21 protein-coding genes are annotated in these 21,068 nt (G+C 53.1%); 10 read left to right on the plus strand and 11 right to left on the minus strand.

What is annotated here, in order from left to right; genetic code table 11:
• Positions 1–32: 32 nt before the first annotated feature.
• The 5 genes from rplI to AC6CHM_RS00670 form a co-directional block, all read right to left on the minus strand.
• Positions 33–602: a 50S ribosomal protein L9 gene (gene rplI, locus AC6CHM_RS00650; protein WP_115051798.1), complete on the minus strand. Its 570-nt coding sequence runs from the start codon at positions 600–602 to the stop codon at positions 33–35.
• Between the two features lie 28 nt (positions 603–630).
• A complete protein-coding gene (locus AC6CHM_RS00655; RefSeq protein ID WP_498171598.1) occupies positions 631–1,602 on the minus strand; it encodes a DUF2232 domain-containing protein in 972 nt (323 codons plus the stop codon).
• Positions 1,603–1,755: 153 nt separating this feature from the next.
• Complete coding sequence (gene rpsR, locus AC6CHM_RS00660) at positions 1,756–2,004, minus strand: 30S ribosomal protein S18 (protein ID WP_008128538.1); 249 nt, start codon at positions 2,002–2,004, stop codon at positions 1,756–1,758.
• Positions 2,004–2,429: a 30S ribosomal protein S6 gene (rpsF, locus tag AC6CHM_RS00665; RefSeq protein ID WP_106664746.1), complete on the minus strand. Its 426-nt coding sequence runs from the start codon at positions 2,427–2,429 to the stop codon at positions 2,004–2,006. Before rpsF ends, rpsR begins: the two co-directional genes overlap by 1 nt.
• A 279-nt stretch (positions 2,430–2,708) precedes the next feature.
• Positions 2,709–3,680, minus strand: a complete 972-nt coding sequence (locus tag AC6CHM_RS00670; protein ID WP_498171603.1) for a glycosyl transferase family 90 — start codon at positions 3,678–3,680, stop codon at positions 2,709–2,711.
• A 285-nt stretch (positions 3,681–3,965) separates the two neighbouring features.
• Here AC6CHM_RS00670 and fabD point away from each other — a divergent pair, with 285 nt between their 5' ends.
• The 7 genes from fabD to gmk all read left to right on the plus strand — a co-directional run bounded on the left by fabD (position 3,966) and on the right by gmk (position 10,512).
• Entirely contained in the window at positions 3,966–4,910 is a 945-nt protein-coding gene (fabD, locus tag AC6CHM_RS00675) for an ACP S-malonyltransferase (protein WP_498171604.1), read from the plus strand.
• Between the two features lie 26 nt (positions 4,911–4,936).
• Positions 4,937–5,674, plus strand: a complete 738-nt coding sequence (fabG, locus tag AC6CHM_RS00680) for a 3-oxoacyl-[acyl-carrier-protein] reductase (protein WP_115051795.1) — start codon at positions 4,937–4,939, stop codon at positions 5,672–5,674.
• Between the two features lie 278 nt (positions 5,675–5,952).
• Positions 5,953–6,189 (plus strand): acyl carrier protein, encoded by a 237-nt coding sequence (locus AC6CHM_RS00685; protein WP_008128530.1) that lies wholly within the window; start codon positions 5,953–5,955, stop codon positions 6,187–6,189.
• 108 nt (positions 6,190–6,297) lie between these two features.
• Entirely contained in the window at positions 6,298–7,560 is a 1,263-nt protein-coding gene (gene fabF / locus AC6CHM_RS00690; RefSeq protein ID WP_307284011.1) for a beta-ketoacyl-ACP synthase II, read from the plus strand.
• A 143-nt stretch (positions 7,561–7,703) separates the two neighbouring features.
• Positions 7,704–8,939 carry an endolytic transglycosylase MltG gene (gene mltG / locus AC6CHM_RS00695; protein ID WP_442958593.1) on the plus strand — a complete coding sequence of 412 codons (1,236 nt, stop codon included), beginning with the start codon at positions 7,704–7,706 and terminating at the stop codon, positions 8,937–8,939.
• A gap of 32 nt (positions 8,940–8,971) precedes the next feature.
• Positions 8,972–9,862, plus strand: a complete 891-nt coding sequence (locus AC6CHM_RS00700) for a YicC/YloC family endoribonuclease (RefSeq protein WP_498171607.1) — start codon at positions 8,972–8,974, stop codon at positions 9,860–9,862.
• A gap of 32 nt (positions 9,863–9,894) precedes the next feature.
• Positions 9,895–10,512, plus strand: coding sequence for a guanylate kinase (gene gmk, locus AC6CHM_RS00705; protein WP_307286473.1), 618 nt, complete (start codon positions 9,895–9,897; stop codon positions 10,510–10,512).
• Here gmk and rsmA read toward each other — a convergent pair.
• The 6 genes from rsmA to lptF all read right to left on the minus strand — a co-directional run bounded on the left by rsmA (position 10,509) and on the right by lptF (position 18,142).
• A complete protein-coding gene (gene rsmA, locus AC6CHM_RS00710) occupies positions 10,509–11,330 on the minus strand; it encodes a 16S rRNA (adenine(1518)-N(6)/adenine(1519)-N(6))-dimethyltransferase RsmA (protein WP_115051791.1) in 822 nt (273 codons plus the stop codon). The genes gmk and rsmA overlap by 4 nt on opposite strands.
• Positions 11,327–12,343, minus strand: a complete 1,017-nt coding sequence (gene pdxA, locus AC6CHM_RS00715; protein WP_498171609.1) for a 4-hydroxythreonine-4-phosphate dehydrogenase PdxA — start codon at positions 12,341–12,343, stop codon at positions 11,327–11,329. Before pdxA ends, rsmA begins: the two co-directional genes overlap by 4 nt.
• 75 nt (positions 12,344–12,418) lie before the next feature.
• Complete coding sequence (locus AC6CHM_RS00720) at positions 12,419–13,348, minus strand: SurA N-terminal domain-containing protein (protein WP_307284024.1); 930 nt, start codon at positions 13,346–13,348, stop codon at positions 12,419–12,421.
• Positions 13,349–13,483: 135 nt separating this feature from the next.
• Complete coding sequence (locus AC6CHM_RS00725; RefSeq protein WP_498171612.1) at positions 13,484–15,850, minus strand: LPS-assembly protein LptD; 2,367 nt, start codon at positions 15,848–15,850, stop codon at positions 13,484–13,486.
• 1 nt (position 15,851) lies between these two features.
• Positions 15,852–16,940: an LPS export ABC transporter permease LptG gene (gene lptG / locus AC6CHM_RS00730; RefSeq protein WP_115051787.1), complete on the minus strand. Its 1,089-nt coding sequence runs from the start codon at positions 16,938–16,940 to the stop codon at positions 15,852–15,854.
• Complete coding sequence (gene lptF, locus AC6CHM_RS00735) at positions 16,937–18,142, minus strand: LPS export ABC transporter permease LptF (RefSeq protein WP_498171614.1); 1,206 nt, start codon at positions 18,140–18,142, stop codon at positions 16,937–16,939. Before lptF ends, lptG begins: the two co-directional genes overlap by 4 nt.
• A 270-nt stretch (positions 18,143–18,412) precedes the next feature.
• On the opposite strand from lptF, the gene AC6CHM_RS00740 reads away from it, so the two are divergent.
• Genes AC6CHM_RS00740 through AC6CHM_RS00750 form a run of 3 tightly spaced genes read left to right on the plus strand, consistent with a single transcriptional unit; the run spans position 18,413 to position 20,995 of the window.
• Positions 18,413–19,903, plus strand: a complete 1,491-nt coding sequence (locus AC6CHM_RS00740) for a leucyl aminopeptidase (protein ID WP_498171616.1) — start codon at positions 18,413–18,415, stop codon at positions 19,901–19,903.
• Positions 19,904–19,905: 2 nt separating this feature from the next.
• Positions 19,906–20,532 carry a glutathione S-transferase family protein gene (locus AC6CHM_RS00745; protein WP_336441927.1) on the plus strand — a complete coding sequence of 209 codons (627 nt, stop codon included), beginning with the start codon at positions 19,906–19,908 and terminating at the stop codon, positions 20,530–20,532.
• A 13-nt stretch (positions 20,533–20,545) separates the two neighbouring features.
• A complete protein-coding gene (locus AC6CHM_RS00750; protein ID WP_115051783.1) occupies positions 20,546–20,995 on the plus strand; it encodes a DNA polymerase III subunit chi in 450 nt (149 codons plus the stop codon).
• Positions 20,996–21,068 lie beyond the last annotated feature (73 nt).

The raw sequence follows: 21,068 nt of genomic DNA on the forward strand, positions 1-21,068 counted from the left end.
AACTCTTTCGAGTGCTTTGTATCTTCTTTAAATCAGGCGTTTTCTTCGCCGTCTTCGTCTTCATCAAAGAATTCGTCCGAAAGCGGAGCTTCTTCAATGCCGTAAATTGCTTCGGCAGAAGTAAGGTCTTCGCCCTTAACCTGACGCTCAGCTTCATCAGCTGTACGAGCAATATTGATGGTTACTGTTGCTTCAACTTCAGGGTGCAGCGACAGAACAATCTTGTGCAGGCCGATTGTCTTGATCGGTGTGTTCAATTCAACCTGGTTGCGATTGATTGAGAAGCCTTCAGCTGTGATCAGGTCGGCAATGTCACGGGTCGAAACTGAACCGTATAGCTGGCCGGTCTCACCAGCGGAGCGAACGGCAATAAATGACTTGCCATCAAGCTTGTCAGCAATTGCCTGAGCTTCTGTCTTGCGCTCGAGGTTGCGCGCTTCAAGCTGTGCGCGCTGGCCTTCGAACTTCTTCTTGTTGGCTTCGTTTGCACGAAGAGCCTTGCCCTGTGGCAGAAGGAAGTTACGGGCAAAGCCGTCCTTGACCTTGACTGTATCGCCCATCTGGCCGAGGCGGCCAATGCGTTCTAGTAGAATGACGTCCATTTGAGTTTTTCCTTATAGTTTAGTGTCTTCAATTATCATTGCTGGGTGGGGTATTATTTCCTGCCTTCGAAACCGGTGCGCTGCGCGATGTGTCGAACAATCCGGCTACAAGAAAGAAGAAAAGTGTGAATGTGAAAATGATGACGGCAAGGTAAGCCAGCCACAAAGCGACCGGCCGCCAAGTTGCACCGCGCGTCCTGGCATGCATGATTGCAAAGCCCGCCATCAGGAATCCGGCACCAAGTGCCCCGGCAATTGCTGTTGCCGCATATCCGATACCGCCTGGCAGAAAACACGCGGCGCATGCAATCGCAAACACAAAAATGCCAGGGCGCGGCATGCGTAATGCCCGTGGCCAATCATCTTTCGGGCGGCGAAGCTTGCCCGATGCTGCTGTCAACCGCAGAGCAATATAGAGATTGCCGACGATGAGGATGACCCATACTGCAGGCTGAATTGCGGGAAGCGCGCGCACAACAAATTCAGCCAGTCCCTGCGCAACTTCCGCATTGGGTGCGAGTTGGGGGTTGGTCGCTACAAGTTGCTGCCCCAAGGATTTGATCAAAGCCTGGGCAAACTCGTCGCCATAGCCAATCAACATGCCGATTGCGATGAATGCCGCCGCTACAATCAGCGTAAGCCGCAGGAGTGTATCTGCCAGCGGATACCAGACATATGCGTCGCTGGGACCGCCAACTTCGGAGGCAGGGCGCGCAAGTCCTGTAAAATAGGCTGCAGCGGCCGCCGGAAGCGCAATAATCAGAACGAGGACGAGTGCTGCCGTAGGGGCAGCCAGCACCGATACGATCACCGCCATGGATAGCGCTGCGATAAAGCCGGTGGCAGTGCCCCAGCCGAGAGCAGCGACAAAAATGGGGAGGGGGGAGAACAGCAGCAATGTCATGGCAAGGGTGGACTGCGCGATAACGCCAATCGAGAGCAGCGCGGCTGCAAGCCCCGCTAATACTCCAACGCCAAAATCTTTTGCTGTAGGTAACATTTCGCTCGCTGTCCTGCTTGCATAAGCAGTTAGAGGTGGTTTTTAAACCGATGCCTCAACTTGGGTTTTATTTTTCACCAACTCCGCGCCCATCGCGACTGGTGTATTAAACCGTAGAGCAAGGCGGCGATCAGATCGCCGCCTTAATCAATATTACTTCACGACGTATGGCAGAAGGCCAAGGAAACGTGCGCGCTTGATCGCCTGAGCGAGTTCGCGCTGCTTCTTCTGGCTCACAGCTGTGATACGCGAAGGAACGATCTTGCCACGCTCGGAAATGTAGCGCGACAGAAGCTTTACGTCCTTGTAGTCGATCTTCGGCGCATTCGCACCCGAGAACGGGCAGGTCTTGCGGCGGCGATGGAACGGACGGCGGGTCGGGATCTGATTGATGTCAACCATTATTCTGCTCCTTCACCGGCTTCGTCACGTGGACGACGTGGGCGACGCGGACGGTCGTCATCACGGCCACCGAACTTGTTGTCATCGCGATCACGGCGATCGTCACGGCGAGCGAGCATGGCCGACTGGCCTTCCTCGTGTTCGTCAACGCGGATCGTCATGAAACGCAGGACGTCTTCGTTGATGCGCTGCTGACGCTCGAGCTCTGCAACAGCCGCTGCAGGAGCAGTGATGTTGAGCAGCGAGTAATACGCCTTGCGGTTCTTGTTAATACGATATGTGAGAGCACGGAGCCCCCAGCTTTCGATACGCCCGACTGTGCCGCCATTGGTCTCGATGATGCCCTTGTATTGTTCTACAAGCGCATCGACCTGCTGCTGCGAAATGTCCTGTCGAGCAAGGAACACATGTTCATAAAGAGCCATTTGTCTTTGCCTTTCTTCGTTAGTATTGCCCGGATCAACGGATGAACCTCTGCGAATCTCTCAGGCCGGTGAACGGCGAAGAAAGGACGCGTATGGAGACGATCGAGAGAGGAGACACGGGAGGCTGAAGCTTTTCGCTCCGACGGATTGAAATCCGGCCCTCCGTTCAGCCCCCAGCTGACGCCGAGCAATGAACGGGCGCTCTATACGGGCAAAACGTGAAAGAAGCAACCCGTTCGCCAATTTTAATGGTTTGGGTTCAAGCCCGGCTTGGGAAAATTAGTCCCATAGGGTCGCGATCTTTGGAGTTGGCTCCAATGACCCACTCATTGCGAAATATTTGTAGAGCACAAGGAGTGATAACAATTTTTCTTGTGTCTGGTCATCGAATTGGCTGACATGGGCATTGGCATTTCGGATAATGGCAACTGCTTCGTCGGCATGCTTGTTATAATAGCAAATCTTATCTTCCAGATCCGCAAAATCAGGGCGCAATTGCACATAATGATGTCCTGGTATCAGGCACCCTTCCATAAACCAGGTTTCGTAGACAGGGTCTGGCATCATGCATAGTGATTGGGACGCCATTATCCATTGCAGGTTTGTCGCCACATCATGCCCTTCCACCGAAATTATGTAGCAGAATCGCCTTATCTGCTCCACCGCCGACATGAATGGCTTGCCCCAGGGGGAGGAGGCATCATGATTCGCCATTCCAACATCACACAGTGGATGGTCGAAATAACGTTTAACCAAGGAAGAGCGTTTTTCGTTATTGTTGCCACCTCGCCATACTGCTAATGGCTGTTTTTCGGCGAAGGTTACGGGAACATCCAATTTTTGAAAATGGCGAAGCTTGTTGAGCTTCAGTAAAACCGATTCTTTATTGTCTCCGTGGATCGGGCGGCTTTTCACAATGGACGGTACGGGAGGAACGGAAGTCACATCGCCGAAAACATGTGCTATTTCCAACTCAGCAGGGAAGTACCGGGCATGTTCCTTCAGGTCGTAATAGTACATGCTCTGGTTTCTCGGTAAATTGGAGATTTTGGAGCTTGCTTCGATGCGCGGTGATCGTTCTCCAATCTTGTTGTAGTAATTCAGGCGGGATCTGAGATGATCCCGTTCGCATATCTGGAAATCTTCACATAGAACATTCAGCTGCCTGCGGAATAAATGCTGAGGCAGCAGGTCTCTGATAATGTTTCTGGAGTAATATTCGATCTTCTTTATTGATCTGGTGATGGACATTGGCTTCAAAAAATTGGCAACCGAACCAACCGTCTACAGCCGAAAAAGCTTGCTGAATTCCGGAGTAGCATTGGGGCGTCTGAGGTTGAAATGGTTAGCTGAAAATGTATTGCGTTGTAATATGTAAGGTGGGATTGAACCCTGCGATATTGGCAACATCGTGCATTGCAATGGTGTGATATACAAGTCAGTTTTTTCAAAGGCCCATGAGAGAGCTTGACTTCGCGCTTGCTGATAGGCACACCGCGCGGCACATTGAGCCTGGTTTCATTTGGAGGCATTTCTATGTCCATAGCATTCACCTTTCCCGGACAGGGGAGTCAGTCCGTCGGCATGGGCAAGGCGCTTGCCGACAATTTTGCACAAGCCAAGGCCGTCTTTGATGAGGTGGACGAGGCTTTGGGTGAAAAGCTGTCCTCCATCATATGGGAAGGGCCTGAAGAGACATTGACGCTTACTGCCAATGCGCAGCCGGCTTTGATGGCCGTATCCATTGCGGTGATCCGCGTGCTGGAATCCCAAGGCATCTCGCTTAAGGACAAGGTTTCCTTTGTAGCTGGCCACTCGCTGGGTGAATACTCTGCGCTTTGCGCGGCTGGTACGTTCTCCTTGGCCGATACCGCGCGGCTTTTGCGTATTCGCGGCAACGCCATGCAAAAAGCAGTTCCAGCGGGTCAGGGCGCTATGGCTGCCATTATCGGTCTTGAATATGCGGACGTCGAATCCGTGTGCGCCGAGGCCTCGACGCAAGGATCGGTTCAGATCGCCAATGATAATGGCGGCGGACAACTGGTTATCTCGGGTGCAAAGGCTCCGGTCGAGGCGGCCGCTGCGCTGGCTTCTGCCAAGGGTGCAAAGCGTGCGATCATGCTGCCTGTTTCCGCTCCTTTTCATTCAGCTCTCATGGCGCCTGCTGCTGATGCGATGCAGGAAGCTCTTGCAGCCGTTGCCAAGAATGATCCCATCGTGCCGCTTATTGCCAATGTCAAAGCGGCGCCGGTTAGTTCCGCCGATGAAATCGCAGCCTTGCTAGTTGAGCAGGTGACCGGACGGGTTCGCTGGCGCGAAACTGTTGAGTGGTTTGGTGCCAATGGGGTATCGACGCTCTATGAGATTGGCGCAGGCAAAGTGCTTACAGGGCTTGCGCGCCGTATCAATAAAGACATTTCCGGTGTAGCAGTTGGGACGCCGGAAGATATTGAAGCGGCTGTAGCCGCCCTGAATGCTTGATAAACACTGGAATAGAGGAACGCGCAATGTTTGACCTTACTGGCCGCAAGGCTCTCATTACGGGCGCAACAGGTGGTATCGGTGAAGCGATTGCCCGCGCGCTGCATGCCCAGGGTGCAATTGTCGGTTTGCACGGTACGCGCATCGAGAAGCTGGAAGCCTTGGCAGGCGAACTTGGCGATCGCGTCAAGATTTTCCCGGCAAACCTTTCCAATCGCGATGAAGTCAAGGCACTGGGTGAGAAGGCTGAAGCGGATCTTGAAGGCGTGGAGATATTGGTCAACAATGCCGGTATCACCAAAGACGGTTTGTTTGTACGCATGAGCGACGCCGACTGGGACAATGTTCTGGAGGTCAATTTGACCGCCGTGTTCCGTCTCACCCGCGAATTAACCCATCCCATGATGCGCCGGCGCTATGGCCGCATCATCAACATAACGTCAATCGTTGGCGTTACCGGAAATCCCGGCCAGACAAATTACGTGGCTTCGAAGGCCGGCCTTATCGGCTTCTCCAAGTCGCTTGCGCAGGAGATCGCCAGCCGCAACGTTACCGTGAATTGTGTAGCGCCCGGTTTCATCGAATCAGCCATGACCGACAAGCTCAATGACAAGCAGAAGGAAGGCATCATGTCCGCCATTCCTATGCGCCGTATGGGCACAGGCGAGGAAATCGCGTCGTCAGTGGTTTATCTTGCCAGCAGCGAGGCTGCCTACGTCACTGGCCAGACGATCCATGTAAACGGTGGCATGGCGATGATCTGATTAATCACTCACGCATCCTGCGATCGAGTGAAGTACAGGAAACAATCACATTTATGAGATTGAGGCCGTGAATAAAGCGTGATAAGTCGCGCACCAGTTGTGACATCAAATGGATTTGCCAAATCGATTAGATGCCCAAGAAATTCCGCAAGGAATAAGCCGCAGGGGTTGGTGTTTTAGCTGTTAAACAGCACTGAACCATCATCTTATTGCTTGATTAGAGTCATCCGTGCCGCTAACCAAGGCATAGGGAAAAACAAACAGGTTGAGGTTTCCACATGAGTGATACTGCAGAACGCGTCAAGAAAATCGTTATTGAACATCTGGGCGTTGATGCCGAGAAAGTCACCGATGGTGCGAGCTTCATCGACGATCTGGGCGCAGACAGCCTTGATACTGTCGAGCTCGTGATGGCTTTTGAAGAAGAATTCGGCGTTGAAATTCCGGATGATGCTGCTGAAACGATTTTGACTGTCGGCGATGCCGTCAAATTCATCGACAAAGCACAAGCCTAATTTTTGTTATGCCTGGCGGCGCATGAGTGAATGAAGTGGCGTAACGCCTTTCTCATTCATGCGTTCGAGGGATACAACCATGTCGCATATGATAATTAAGGATCGGCCATGAGGCGCGTTGTCATAACCGGCCTTGGGCTGGTTTCTCCTCTCGCATCGGGTGTTGAGCTCACTTGGTCAAGGCTTTTGGCCGGCCAGAGCGGTGCCCGGCGCGTTACAGAATTTGATGTTGAAGATCTGCCCTGCAAGATCGCATGCCGTATTCCGGTGGGCGACGGGTCCGATGGCACTTTCAATCCTGACGATTGGATGGAGCCGAAGGAACAGCGCAAGGTTGATCCATTTATTATTTACGCAATGGCAGCTGCCGATCAGGCGCTTGCTGATGCCAAATGGGCACCTGAAAGCGATGAAGACCAGATTCGCACTGGTGTGCTCATCGGTTCAGGTATCGGTGGTCTCGAAGGGATTGTCGAAGCAGGTTACACCCTGCGTGATAAAGGCCCGCGCCGCATTTCGCCCTTCTTTATTCCCGGACGGTTGATCAATCTCGCTTCCGGTCAAGTTTCCATCAAGCACAAGCTGCGTGGCCCAAACCATTCGGTCGTCACCGCTTGCTCTACCGGTGCGCATGCCATTGGCGATGCGGCCCGTTTGATTGCTTTTGGCGATGCAGATCTGATGGTCGCTGGTGGAACGGAATCTCCAGTCAGCCGTATTTCGCTTGCCGGTTTTGCGGCCTGCAAGGCGCTTTCCACGGAAAGAAATGACGATCCTACAGCTGCTTCCCGCCCGTATGACAGAGACCGCGATGGCTTTGTCATGGGTGAGGGCGCCGGTATCGTTGTTCTTGAAGAGCTGGATCACGCATTGGCTCGCGGCGCCAAGATTTATGCCGAAGTCATAGGCTATGGCCTGTCGGGCGACGCCTACCATATCACCGCGCCTTCCGAGAGCGGTGAGGGTGCACAGCGCTCAATGGAAATGGCGCTCAAGCGTGCGGGCATTACCCCGTCGGATATCGATTACATCAATTCGCATGGCACTTCGACCATGGCTGATACCATTGAGCTTGGTGCGGTGGAGCGGGTTGTCGGCGATTCTGCGTCAAAAATTTCGATGTCGTCAACGAAATCGTCGATTGGGCATCTTCTCGGTGCTGCAGGTTCCACGGAAGCAATCTTCTGCGTATTGGCGATTCGCGACAACATCGCGCCACCGACGCTTAATCTTGACAATCCATCTGTTGAAACCAAAATCGATTTGGTTCCGCATAAGGCGCGCGAACGGAAGATCGATATCGCCTTGTCCAATTCTTTCGGATTTGGCGGAACCAATGCTTCGCTTGTTCTGCGGCGTTATCAACAGTGATCGGACTTATGGCGAGGGCGCTCGGCGCTTTCGCCATATTACAGTCGATTTTACCGCATAGTGGCTGAATCAGCTTTGATTTGAGCTGTACTATGCGCCATCTGCAAAGTTGCCGTTCCTTCATCCACTGGGTGAACGGCAAAATAACCGCTAATTCGTCCCGAGGTGCTTGCGTGAGTTCAGATCAGCAGTCTGGAGAGACAAATAGTTCCGGTACGCCGGAGCGTAAGCCTATTGTCCCGCAGTCGGCATCTGAAGCTTTGCGTCCAGAACCAGGCACGCCTCCACCAGCGCCGAAGCGCCGTTCACGCCGCGCCCGAAGCCAGATCGTCGTTTTTGCAAACTTCATGCTGTCATTGGTTGTGCTGGTTGTGCTCGCCGCGGCTGCTGTTGTTTATTTTGGCAAGGTCGAATTTAACGAACCCGGCCCAAATGATGTGACCACCAATTACGTGGTCAAGAGTGGCTCCGGTATTATTGAAATAGCCGACGGACTTGAGCGCCGTGGGATTATCTCTGACGCACGCATATTCAAATATGGCGTACAGGCCTATGGCCATCAGGGCAGCATGAAGGCCGGCGAATACGAGATCAAGGCGCACGCATCCATGCGCGAGATCATGGACCTGCTGCGCAGCGGAAAATCTGTTCTGCACTCTCTCACCATACCGGAAGGTCTGACTGTCGAGCAGATATTCCAGCGTATCAGCGAGGATGACGTTCTGACCGGCAATCTACCAGCTATTATGCCAAAGGAAGGCTCGCTTTTTGCTAATACGATGCGGTTTTCCCGTGGCACGACCCGCGAAGAACTCGTGAAGAAAATGCAGGCGGACCAAAAGAAGCTGGTTGAAGATATTTGGGAGCGCCGCGATCCAAGCGTGCCGCTAAAAACCATTGAAGAGTTTGTCACGCTCGCTTCTATTGTCGAGAAAGAGACCGGCAAGGCTGATGAGCGCCCGCGTGTTGCCTCCGTATTCATCAACCGGCTGAACAAGCGCATGCGCCTGCAGTCTGATCCGACGATCCTCTATGGTCTCTTTGGAGGAAAAGGCCGCCCTGCGGACCGCGCAATCCTGAAGTCGGATATCGAAAAGCCCACGCCATATAATACATATACAATTAATGGTCTCCCGCCTGGTCCTATTGCCAATCCGGGTCGTGACGCTCTTGAGGCTGTCGCGCATCCTTCGCAGACGAAAGATCTATATTTCGTTGCCGATGGCACTGGAGGCCATGTCTTTGCCGCGACGCTGGAAGAGCATAATGAGAACGTAAAGCGGTGGCGCGAAGTCGAAAAGAACAGGCTTGATGAAGCCGCAAAAGCCGCGACGGGGGACGAGAATGCCGTGCCGGTTGAGGGCGGCGTCGCAAATTAACCGGAAAGAATGCCGGGCCAAGGGGGAAGCATATGTCATTGCAGAGTATGACGGGTTTTGCCCGTCACCTCCGGACCTTTCCCGGAGTGCAGATTTCGTGGGAAATCAAATCGGTCAATGGTAAAGGGCTCGATGTACGCTTTCGGCTGCCGCAAGGCTTCGAAGCGATTGATCAAAAAGCCCGGGCGCTTTTCGGACAGCATTTCAAGCGAGGCAATTTTCAGGCCGCATTGACTGTCGACAAAACGGAAGGCGCTTCTGCCAGGACTGTGGTTAACCGGCCATTGCTTGAGGAATTGGCATCAATCGCCGGGCGGTTGCGTGAAGAATTCAATCTCGCGCCCTCAACGCCGGAAGGGTTGATGGCGCTGCGCGGCGTACTTGAAGTGCCGCAGGATATTGTCACACCGGAAGATCAGTCAAAGCTGGATGATTTAGCGCTAACGGTTCTCGAAGAGACGCTTGTAAGGCTTGAGCAGGATCGCCGGGCAGAGGGAAGCGCGCTCGGCGAGATATTGTCGCGGCAAGTGTCTGCCGTTGAAGCGCTGGTTGAACGGGCAAAGCGCGATCCAAGCCGGTCGCTTGAAGCGATAAAGGGCAGGCTTTCCGCACAGGTCGCCCTTCTGCTTGATGCCGCACCAGCGCTCGATGAGGCAAGGTTGCATATGGAAGCGGCGTTCCTGGCAACAAAGGCGGACATTCAGGAAGAGCTTGATCGTCTTGAAATGCACGTGACATCAGCGCGGCTTCTTTTGGCGGATGGAAACGGCGCTGGGCGAAAGCTGGATTTTCTGACACAGGAATTTAACCGGGAAGCAAATACACTTTGCTCAAAGGCAAACGCCGCATCAATTACAACCATAGGTCTTGACCTTAAGGCCGTTGTAGATCAATTGCGCGAGCAGATACAGAATTTGGAGTAGATATGCTCAACGCTATCAAAAGACGCGGCCTCATGCTGGTGCTTTCATCGCCCTCCGGTGCCGGTAAATCGACGATCGCCCGCCTGCTGCTGAACGATAAAGAAAAGCTCGAATTGGCGCTGTCAGTCAGCGTTACAACACGAACACGCCGCCCAAGTGAGATCGAGGGTGTCCATTACCACTTTATTTCGGTGCGTGAGTTCGAACGATTGCGTGACAGCGACGAGTTGATCGAATGGGCAGAGGTTCACGGCAATTTTTACGGCACGCCTCGCGAGGCTGCCGAAAATGCGCTCGCCGATGGTCAGGACATGCTGTTCGATATTGACTGGCAGGGTGCTCTTCAACTTCAGGAAAAGATGAAGGGGGATGTTGTGAGCATTTTCATTTTACCGCCTTCCATGGCCGATCTGAAGCAACGTCTGCATCGCCGCGCCGAAGATACGGAAGAAGTGATCGAGATGCGCTTGCGAAATGCGCGCAATGAGATCGAGCGTTGGCGTTCTTATGACTACGTTATCGTCAATAAGGACCTCGACCGTGCCTATAATCAGGTCCAGTCTATCGTCACCGCGGAGCGTCTGCGCCGTGATCGCTCGCCCGGCCTGTTTGATTTCGTCAACGGACTACTGGAAGAAAAGCTGGACTAGAGCGAATTTGCAAGCGCCACAAACTCATCGATAGACAATGTTTCGGCGCGCCGGGTGGGATCAATTCCCGCCTTTGCCAGCAGAGCCTCGCCACCCAGCGATTTGACGCTTTGCCGTAGCATTTTGCGGCGCTGACCGAAGGCAGCCTGCGTAACCTTGCCTAAAACCGTAGCATCACAGGACAATGGTGCCTCCCGTGGCACCAGATGCACCACTGATGAGGTAACCTTTGGCGGCGGGGTGAAGGCCTGCGGCGGCACGTCAAAGGTTATTCTCGCCTCTGTACGCCACCCTGCAAGCACACCAAGTCGCCCATAGGAGTCCGATCCCGGTCGTGCGACGATGCGTTCGGCCACTTCGCGCTGAAACATCAGGGTCAGCGAAGAGTAGAATGGTGGCCAGGGCTCTGCCAATAGCCAGCCGACCAGCAGGGGTGTTCCAACATTATAGGGCAGGTTTGCGACGATCTTTATCTTGCTGTCGCCTGCCAGAGCCGCAAAGTCGGTTTCCATTGCATCGCCCGGGATGACGCGAAGACGGCCCGGGTAATGGTCGGCAATTTCCTGAAGAGCAGCCAGACAGCGCTCATCGCGTTCGATGGCGATGACATTGGCGCCTTGTGCCAAAAGCGCGCGCGTCAAACCACCGGGGCCGGGGCCAACTTCAATAACAGTCTGCCCTTCAAGATCCCCGGCTTGACGGGCGATCTTTGCGGTCAGGTTCAGATCGAACAGAAAGTTTTGGCCGAGTGATTTTCTCGCCATCAGTTCATGACGTTCGATGACTTCGCGTAAGGGGGGAAGGTCGTCGATGCTCATGCGATATTCTTTTCTTCTTTGTTCGATGCGAGTTCATCGGCAAGGCGGATTGCCGCGATCAGGCTGTCGGGCTTGGCCTGTCCGGTCCCCGCAATATTAAATGCAGTGCCGTGGTCGGGCGAGGTGCGTATGAAGGGCAAACCAAGCGTAACATTGACGCTGTCGTCAAATCCAAGCGTCTTTGCCGGTATCAGTGCCTGATCGTGATACATGCATATCGCAACATCATATGTTGCTCTGGCTGCCGGATGGAACATCGTATCGGCTGGCAGGGGCCCGCGTGCGTCAATACCTTCGGCACGAAGAATCTGGATAGCGGGCCAGACGATGGTTTCATCTTCGGTACCCATGCTGCCGCCTTCGCCCGCATGCGGGTTAAGCCCGGCTATTGCAAGCCGAGGGTCGGCGATACCAAACTGGTTTTTAAGCGCTGCGGCGGTGATACGGCATATTGCAACGATGGTTGGGATATCCAGAACAACCGGAACCTGAGCAATGCCTATATGTATGGTCACGGGAACCGCCCTAAGCAGTGGCCCGGCAAGCATCATGACGGGCGTGACGTCATGTCCGAGATGTTGAGCGGCAAGATGTGCAAGAAATTCTGTGTGGCCCGGAAAACGAAATCCAGCATCGTAAAGCGGTTTCTTTGCAATGGGGCAGGTAACGACAGCGCGCGCTTCGCCTGACAGGCTTAATGCAACTGCGCGCTCGATAGCCTCCATCGTTCCCGGGGCATTCTCGACCAGCGGTGTTCCCGGCTGGTCAATTTGTGCGTTTTCAAGCGGCACGACGGGGAGCGCATCAGCGAATAGGCCTTCGGCCTTCACCGGCGTTGAAATAGCAATCGTGCAATTCTGCCCTGTAAGCTTTGCGCGCGCTTCAATCAGCGCCGGGTCGGCGAGCAGAAAAAACGGCGGCAGACCCAATTGCTTGCGCTTCAACCAACAGGCAATGGCAATTTCAGGACCGATGCCCGAAGGGTCGCCGCAGCTTACAGCGATGGCAGTCATGGGCACGCCCCGTCTTCTATGAGGTAGAGCAAGTCTTGTTTATTCGACGCGGCATCGTGCCGAAGGCGAACACTGCTATTCGTTGGTGATTTTGGCTTTGGCGCGCAGTTCATCAAGGTATTTCTTATCAACGGCCTCTGCTGTCGCATCGCCTTTGCCGCTATTTTGTTCTTGCGCGAATACCATACGGGCTACGCGGTCATCGGAGACCTGGCGTGTTGCACAGACACCCAGATATTCAACGCCCTTATCGGTATCAAGCGTAGCGGTGGCGTGGCCAACTGATGTCGATTTTACCTGAGCTGCCCATTCAGGGGGAAGTTCCTGCTCGATAAACTTGCCAAGGTCACGCACGGTCACGTCAAGTGTACCTTTGGCAATATCGCGCGTGCCATCGCAGCCGTTGAACTTGGCGCGCATTGCATTGGCTTCGCTGCGACGCTTTGCAAGTCTGTCGCGCTTGTTTGCCGGTACAACGAAAATCACCTGTTGAAGCTGATATTCAGTAGAAACAGGTTTCTTGCCGCCATCTTTGAGCATGCGTTGAACTGCATCCTGCTCGGTAAACTTAGCGCCGCCCTGCGAACGATTGCGGGTCGCCAATGCGCGGCCCCAGCTCATCTGAATGCGGATATATTCCTTAAAGTGCTGGGCGGTAACGCCAGCCTTGTCCAGGACGCTATTAAGCTGAGCCAATGTCATCTTGTTATTGGTTGCGAAGCGGGCGAAAGCATCGTTGACTTCGCCATCGCCAACAAGAAGGTTGAGCCGCCGCAATTCCTGGCGCTTCAATGCTTCTTCGGTCAATTCCTCTTTGGCATCGCCCTTTTTACGCTGCAACTTCAGGAAGGCGGCGCGCCGTGAAATATCGTAATCGGTGATAGGAGCACCATTGACAACAACTTTGATTTCGCTTGCGGCTGCAGGTAGAATTGTTCCCGCCGTGAGACTCGAGCCGATTACGGCAAACAAAGCCGCTGCAATAATATGGTTCCTCGCCATCATTCCTAATTATCCAATCATTGTCCGCATGTAATAAGCGGGCTGTAGCCTTAGTGCTTTGGTGTAGTAGCGTAATTACTGTCGCTTTACTAAGGCAAAAGCGTGACTGACCGCAAGAGCGGTCGTCAAACGTGATGGTTAGATGCCGCCAATATCAACTGGCTCACCAACGCCCCAGAGCGTTCTGAACGAGATATTGAACCCGAATTTCGTCGTCTTGTCGCCCTCTGCGCCATTAACGGTCACAGGCTGCTCTTGCTGATAATACATGCTGTATGTGAAGCATTCATCATCATAGGCCAGCGCTGCGGTGCGCTTCACCAACGTCTCGGATACGAGATCATAGGTCCCTGAGCCGAGAACACGCCAGTTCGGTGTTAGCTTGGCAGAGCCGCCTACCGTCACCTCGTGGCGGTCTGTCGGAAACCCGTAAGTCTCCTGCTTGTCAATGAATGCATATTTGACAAAGGCTGAGCCATACTTGCCATCCGCTGTGCTGGCAACTTCGGCGCGGCGAACCTCAAATGTGTCCTTGTCGAAGCGCCCGCCAGTTGTCACGTTGAACCGGCCATAATTGGCACCGATCATCGCAACATAGTCTGAACGGTCATCTTCAAGGCCAGACTCTGCGCCAACATTCACGAAGTCATTCGTATTGAACGAATTTTTTCCGGCGATATGGAATGACTGGCCAGCAATACCATTGAGCGACAGGCCATTGCTGAACGTACCGGAGTAGCGAACGCCGAGATTGACGCGCGTGCCACCTTCAACCCGGTCATAACCGGAGAATTTGTCACGCTCGAACAGGCTGGATGCGTCGAAAACAAAGCTCTGTGCGTCTTCGTTCGGCATCTCGCCCGCATAGGGCTCATTATTACGAACGAATAGCTGAGCAGTCGGCTCCAGCACATGCGTCGAACTGGTCGTTGAGAACAGGATAGGCCATCTGGCTTCAAGACCTGCTGTCGCCATGCCGCGGAAGGCTTCAGACCGCACAATACCGGCTGTGTCGGAATCCACATACATGCCATCACCGCGCAGAGCGAGAAGGGGTGTAATAACCAGACCGTTAGGCGCGATGAATGTGCGTTTCCATTCCGCCTCAGCGGTCAGACGCCCATCATTGCCTTTGATGCCAGAAATATAGCCTTCACGTGTAAGGTCGCTGAATCCGGTACCACTTTGCCTGTCGCGATGAAGCGCTTGCAAATTAACATCGAAATTCAGTTCGCCGCCTGCAACCGACTGTGTGGGCGTGAAGGCGTAATCCAAACTTGGCATTACCCAAGGTTGCTTCGTTTCTTGGGCGCTGGAATTATCATTACCAATCGATTCCTGAACAAGGAAATTATAGAAGCGAAGATCAAAGAAGTTTCGATCATTGATGCCCGTCAGATAAACCTCATTGGTGATATCGTAATTGTCATATTGATCAATGCCATATCGATAGGCAAACGCCTTGTCCGATTGGGCCATAACATTCCAGCCGACAGTCCATCGCGGATTGATACGCAAAGCCCCCTTCGTCGCGATCATGCCGCGGCCGTGGTTATCGCGATCGACATTAAAGTCGTCTAGATTGTCACGATAATCATTGTATTTAAACGCCTCCGGATCGCGCTGACTGATACCGGCGACCTTGATTGAATATTCGCCATTATTCAGGCGATGGCGCCATTCAGCCTCACCGAGGAAGCCCTGCTTGCTGTAATAAGTACCGGTAAGCGTCAGATCATAATTGGGTGCAAGGGCCCAGAAATATGGCACGGAAACGCCTGATCCGAGATTGGTTTCATGCTTGTAGCTTGGAATGAGAAAGCCACTTTTGCGCTTGACTGTCGGATCTGCAATTTCGAAGGCTGGCAGGAAGGCCAATGGCATGCCGAACATTTCAAAACGGCCACGCTCGAAACGAATTGTCTTCTTCTTGCCGTTCCAAATGATCTTTTGCGCACGGACCTGCCAGAGCGGAGCTTTGTCCGGCTTTGTACGGCAAGGCTCGCAGGCAGTATATATACCGTTGTTAAAGGTTGTAATTTCGCCGCCAATACGCTCGGCGCTTTCGGCTGCGAACCGCGTATTGTCAGCGGACTCAACGCGCAGGGCATTGACAAAGCCTTCGCGGAAATCGTCGGTGACATCGAGATTCTCGGCATAAATCCGATTGCCGTCTTTTTCGACAATCTCAACTTTGCCCATGGCTTTCAGGCGGCCGGTATTCTGGTCATACGTGACCTGACGCGCGACAAGCCGGTTTCCATCATAGTCAATCTGCACACCACCAACGGCGGAAATCGTCTTGGCATTGATGTCGTAGACAAGCTCGTCTGATTCCAGAAGAAGCTGTGCATTTGGATTAGTCTGGACAGTGCCCACAAGTGCATCACTTGTCTGGGCATAGGCTGGGAGCGAAATCCCGCCTGCTAGGCATAGCACTGCCGTCCCGCACAACAAACGTGCGAGCCACGACGGTAACACCGAGCGCGTTACATTCAATCCCACTCTAACCATCCTCCTTGTGCAACAGAAAGGAGACCCCAAAAAATGTTGCAATCAACACGGGTGTCCATGCGGCTATGAAAGGCGGGACGAATCCCGCATTGCCAAATGCCTTGACCACAACAGTGACGACATAAAGCACGAAGCCCGCCAGGACGCCACCCAGAATCATCGTTCCGGATTGTCCAAAGCGAACAAATTTCAACGAAACTGTCGCGGCGATCAAAGTCATCGCCATCAACAAAGCCGGTAAAGCCAGCAAAGACTGGAAATGCATGTCAAAACTGTTGGCTGAATAACCAAAAGAACGGGCTGCGGCAATTTTGTTACGCAGCTCAAAAAAAGGAATTGTTTCAGGCTTGGCGAGGCTTTCTTCAACGAATTCAGGGCGAAGATGCGTCGGAATACGTATTGAATCCAACGGAACCGGGGTTTCGCCAAGCACAAATTTGGTCACATTGTTCAGTTCCCAATAGCCATCTTTCAAGTCAGCGGTTCGCGCATCAAGCCGTTCCCGAATGTCCTGATTCTTGTCCAGCCGAATGAAAGTCGCGTCAACCAATCGTAAACCACGATTGACGATAGATTTGGCTCCGATAATGGTTTCGCCATCTTCAGTCTTTTGGCGGAGCCACGGAACGCGGTTCGTGCCAACATCATTGGCTTTGCCGGAACGCCAGGCGGAGGTGATTTGCTCGCTTCGCTCATAGCCGTGAGCGGCGAGGGGATTGACCAGTAATATGGCAATAAGACCAAAAAGCAGGGCACCTGCGCAGGCTGGCAACAGGAACTGCCACGCTGAAACCCCAACTGAACGAGCGACAACAAGTTCGTACTTGCGATTCAGGGAAATCAACGTTGCCATTGCCGAAAACAGGGCGATGAATGGAAAGACCTGCTGCATGATGAAAGGGATGCGCATCGCCGATATGCCGAATGCGGCAAGTGGCGAATAGTCGGGTAATGCCGATAATTTGCCCGACAGCTCCGTAAAATCGAGAATGAGTGCCAGCGCGAAACTGCCCAGCAAAAAATATGCCGTGATTGTCACGTAGCGCAAAAAGAAATAGCGACCCAGAGTCCAACCTATCATTTGCGGTTGCCTCCGCGTTTGCGACTGAACAGCTTCGTGCCTACGCCGGCAAAAGCTTCCTGCCGCGCCGCCAGGTTTGATTTCAGCCACTTCGTCCAACTATCAGGCAAACCGATTTGCCGGTTTGTGACCAAAGCATAGGTTGCAGCCAGACCCGCAAACAGTGGTATCGCGACCAGCAGCGGCAGCAGGTCTGCATTTTTATTGGTGTTTTGCCCCGTCGAATAGGCCATCCAGAATACGATGAGGCTGAGCGTAATGGCGGTAAACGAGGCCGAAATCCGGGCCTCGCGATGGGAGCGTGAATCGGCAGCCGCCGCCAGCGCAATCAACGCAAACACAAAGGCATAACTCCACTCAGTGAATCGCTTGTATAGTTCAGACGTGTAGCGCAGTGGGTTGCTCTTATATTGCTTGTCGTTCGGATCAGGATTCAACAGTTCATCCAGAGGGCGGTCTTTCGCAAAAATGGTCGGCTCTTTCTCATCTGCCGCCAAAAATGCTGCAAGATCAAGTGCATACGTATTGAACTTGATGATGGAAACATTCCCGGTCTGGACATCGCGGCGATCGATTTCACCGTCTTTCATGACCAGCAGACTCTGGTTTCCCGTTTCAACGACCAGTCCTTCCTTGGCGTAATAAATCAGGTCTGTCGTTGGATCGCGGGAATCGGAAACAAATAGTCCCTTGATGGAGCCGTTGGAATCGCGTGCTTCGATCTGAATGTAAAGATTGTCCGCCAGTTCCTGAAAAGCGCCTTGCTGCACCACAAGATTAACGACGTCAGCATTCGCGTCGGCAATCATCTGGCGCATATTAAGTGTGGAGTAGGGCGCGATGAAATTTGCAATCACGAATGACGATATTGAGACGAAGGCGGCAAAAAGCAGAACGGGGCGGATCACCGCCGAGCGCGGCGCGCCCGCGGCATTGATAACGACAAGCTCTGAATCCTGGTTCATTGTCGAAAGCGTCTGCGTAACAGCAATCACCAGCGCAAATGGCATAACAAGCGGGAAGGCGGATGGAAGCAGGTTGGAACTGAATTTGAGAACGTAGAAAAAGCTTTGCCCACTGGTCGTCAGGAAGTTGATGCGCCCCAGCACCTGGACAATCCACGTCACGCCGACTGCCGAAAGCAGCACAGCAAAAAACATGACGACGATCCGTCGCAAGATATATATCTCAATCAGGCGCATGTCATGTTTCGCAAGAAGAGTTCCGCCACCTTGTTTAACCACCGGACCGGAAAGACCGGCTGTTCAGTTTATCCCATGAAGCCCATGGAATTTTGGGACGAACCCGTTACGTGTTCTATATATCGACTTTAGTTCAATCTAGTCAGGCTTGGCTAAAAATAGGCGAAGAAAGCTGGTTAACAAGGTGTTAGTCCACATACTTCGTTGAGTCCCTTATTTCATCACGTTTGATAAATAAGAAAATCACGTTTTGTTCAATCTGGAGATATCATGTCCAAACGCCCATCCATCAGTTTTGCGAAGCACGCGCCAATCGAAGGCAAGACTGCCATTTTGCTGGCCAATGCTGAAGGTAAGATCTCTGCAGAGGCCGAATCTGTTATCGGTGCCGATGCGCTGTCGCGTATCATCAATGTTTCGGATTTTAAAGGTAAACTGGCTTCGGGTATTTCCACAATCGCTCCTGCGGATACTCAACTTGATCGGCTGGTGCTGATAGGAACGGGTGATCCAGACAAACTTAAGGCCGATGATTGGCTGAAAATGGGCGGTGCCGCTCTTGCGAAAGTGGCCGGTGTGAAAGACATATCGATTGTTCTGGCGCTTCCGGATACGCAAATTTCGGCCACAAGCGCCGCTGATTTTGCACTCGGCATATTGCTGCGCTCCTATAGTTTCAACAAATACAAAACGAAAAAGAACAGGGACGGCGAAAAGGATTATCGCTCAGCCCGCATAACCATTCACGTGGCAGATCCTCAAGCGGCAAAAAAAGCTTTTGCTCAAGCCGAAGCGGTCGCAGAAGGCGTTGTGCTGGCGCGTGATCTGGTGAATGAACCTGCCAATATGCTTGGACCCATCGAATTTGCTGAACGCATTGAGGAGCTGAAGAAGCTCGACGTGAAGGTCGAAATATTGTCCGAAAAAGATATGAAAAAGCTGGGCATGGGCTCGCTTCTCGGTGTTGCACAGGGTTCTACCCGCCCGGCGCGTCTGGCCGTGATGCATTGGAACGGAAGCAAGGGCAAGGACCAGCCGATCGCATTTGTCGGCAAGGGGGTCACCTTTGATAGCGGTGGTCTCTCCATCAAAACCGCGGGTGGCATGGAGGAGATGAAGGGCGATATGGGCGGCGCTGCTGCTGTCACCGGTCTGATGCATGCTTTGGCCACGCGCAAGGCAAAAGTAAATGTCGTCGGCGTGATCGGCATCGTGGAAAACATGATCAACGGCGATGCACAACGTCCGGGCGATATCGTGACCTCTATGTCGGGGCAAACCATAGAAGTGCTCAATACCGATGCCGAGGGACGTCTTGTTCTGGCGGATGCGCTTTACTACTGCAATGATCGTTTCAAGCCAAAGCTCATGATAAATCTGGCCACGCTAACCGGCGCGATCATGATAGCGCTCGGTCTTCATCATGCGGGTCTATTCTCCAATAATGACGAGCTTGCGGGGCAACTTTTGGAGGCCGGACAGGCTACGGGAGAAAAACTCTGGCGCATGCCTCTTGGACCGGAATATGACAAGCTTCTCGATACCAAGAATGCCGACATGAAAAATATTGGCGGGCGCTATGGCGGCGCAATCATAGCTGCACAATTCCTGCAGCGCTTTGTCGGCGATACGCCTTGGGCGCATCTGGACATCGCTGCCACGGCGATAGGCGCTCCCACCAATGAATACAGCCAGTCCTGGGCTTCAGGATTCGGCGTGCGGCTTCTGGACAGATTTGTTCAGGATAATTTTGAGGGTTGACCGTGGAGATCAACCTCTATGGAACGCTTGAGAGCGTATATGTACGCATTGTCAGACTTGTCCTCCTCACTAAGGGAGCCAAATTTTCAATGGTGGAGGCTGACCCTTTCGAGGGAGGAAAGCTCCCGGCTCACTATGACCAGCTGCATCCATTCGGAAAAATCCCGGCGATAGAAATAGATGGTTTCGGTCTTTATGAGACCGATGCCATTGTGCATTATATCGACGCAGTTTTTGACGAGCCTGCATTGATACCGTCATCTGTAAAGGATGCAGCACGCATGCGGCAGCTCATGCGAATTGTTGATGCATATGCCTACCGGCCATTGGTCTGGGGGCTTTACGTTCCGATCTATTGGCGTGATGGACTTGCACCGACGGACGAGGCAATTACCCAATCCCGACAGGTGCTGGGTGTTATCGAGGGAATTCTTGACAAGTCACCTGCCTGCGGCTTCACAACGCCAACACTTGCCACATTCTATATGATGAGCACTCTTGCCGCTGCCGATACAGTGGAACCAGGGGCCGCGCTGATTGACGAGAGGCCACGCTTGCGGGAATGGTGGGATTCGATGCGTGTATCCGCCAGTATGGTCGAGACACGACCGGACTGCATGAAATTCTGACATACGGAATGAAATGACTGAAATTCTCTTCTACCACTTGACTGAATCGACCCTGGAAAATGCGTTGCCCGGGCTCGTTGAGCGCTCGCTTGACCGGAAGTGGAGAGTTGTCATCCAGACTGGCTCGCAGGAACGGCGCGACAGTCTGGATAATCATTTATGGACCTGGTCGGATTCGTCATTTCTTGCCCATGGCACGGATCAGGAGGCCAATCCTGAAGAACAGCCGGTTATCCTGACGACAACGGATGCCAATCCCAATGCGGCAACGGTCCGGTTTCTCGTTGACGGAGCCGTCCCAAGTGATGCCGAAAACTATGAGCGCCTTATTTTGATGTTTGATGGCCATGACCAACAGCAGCTTGAGCAGGCTCGGGCACAATGGAAATTATTGAAAGATCAGGGCCATGCGTTGACCTATTGGCAGCAGAATGCCGAGGGGCGCTGGGAAAAGAAGGCTTAAAGCAATTTCAGGAAAAGTGGACACCGGTTTTCCGTCCGGAATTGCGTAAAACAAAGACAGGCAATTTCAGGAA

The sequence above is a fragment of the Phyllobacterium sp. GQ127 genome (assembly GCF_059758635.1).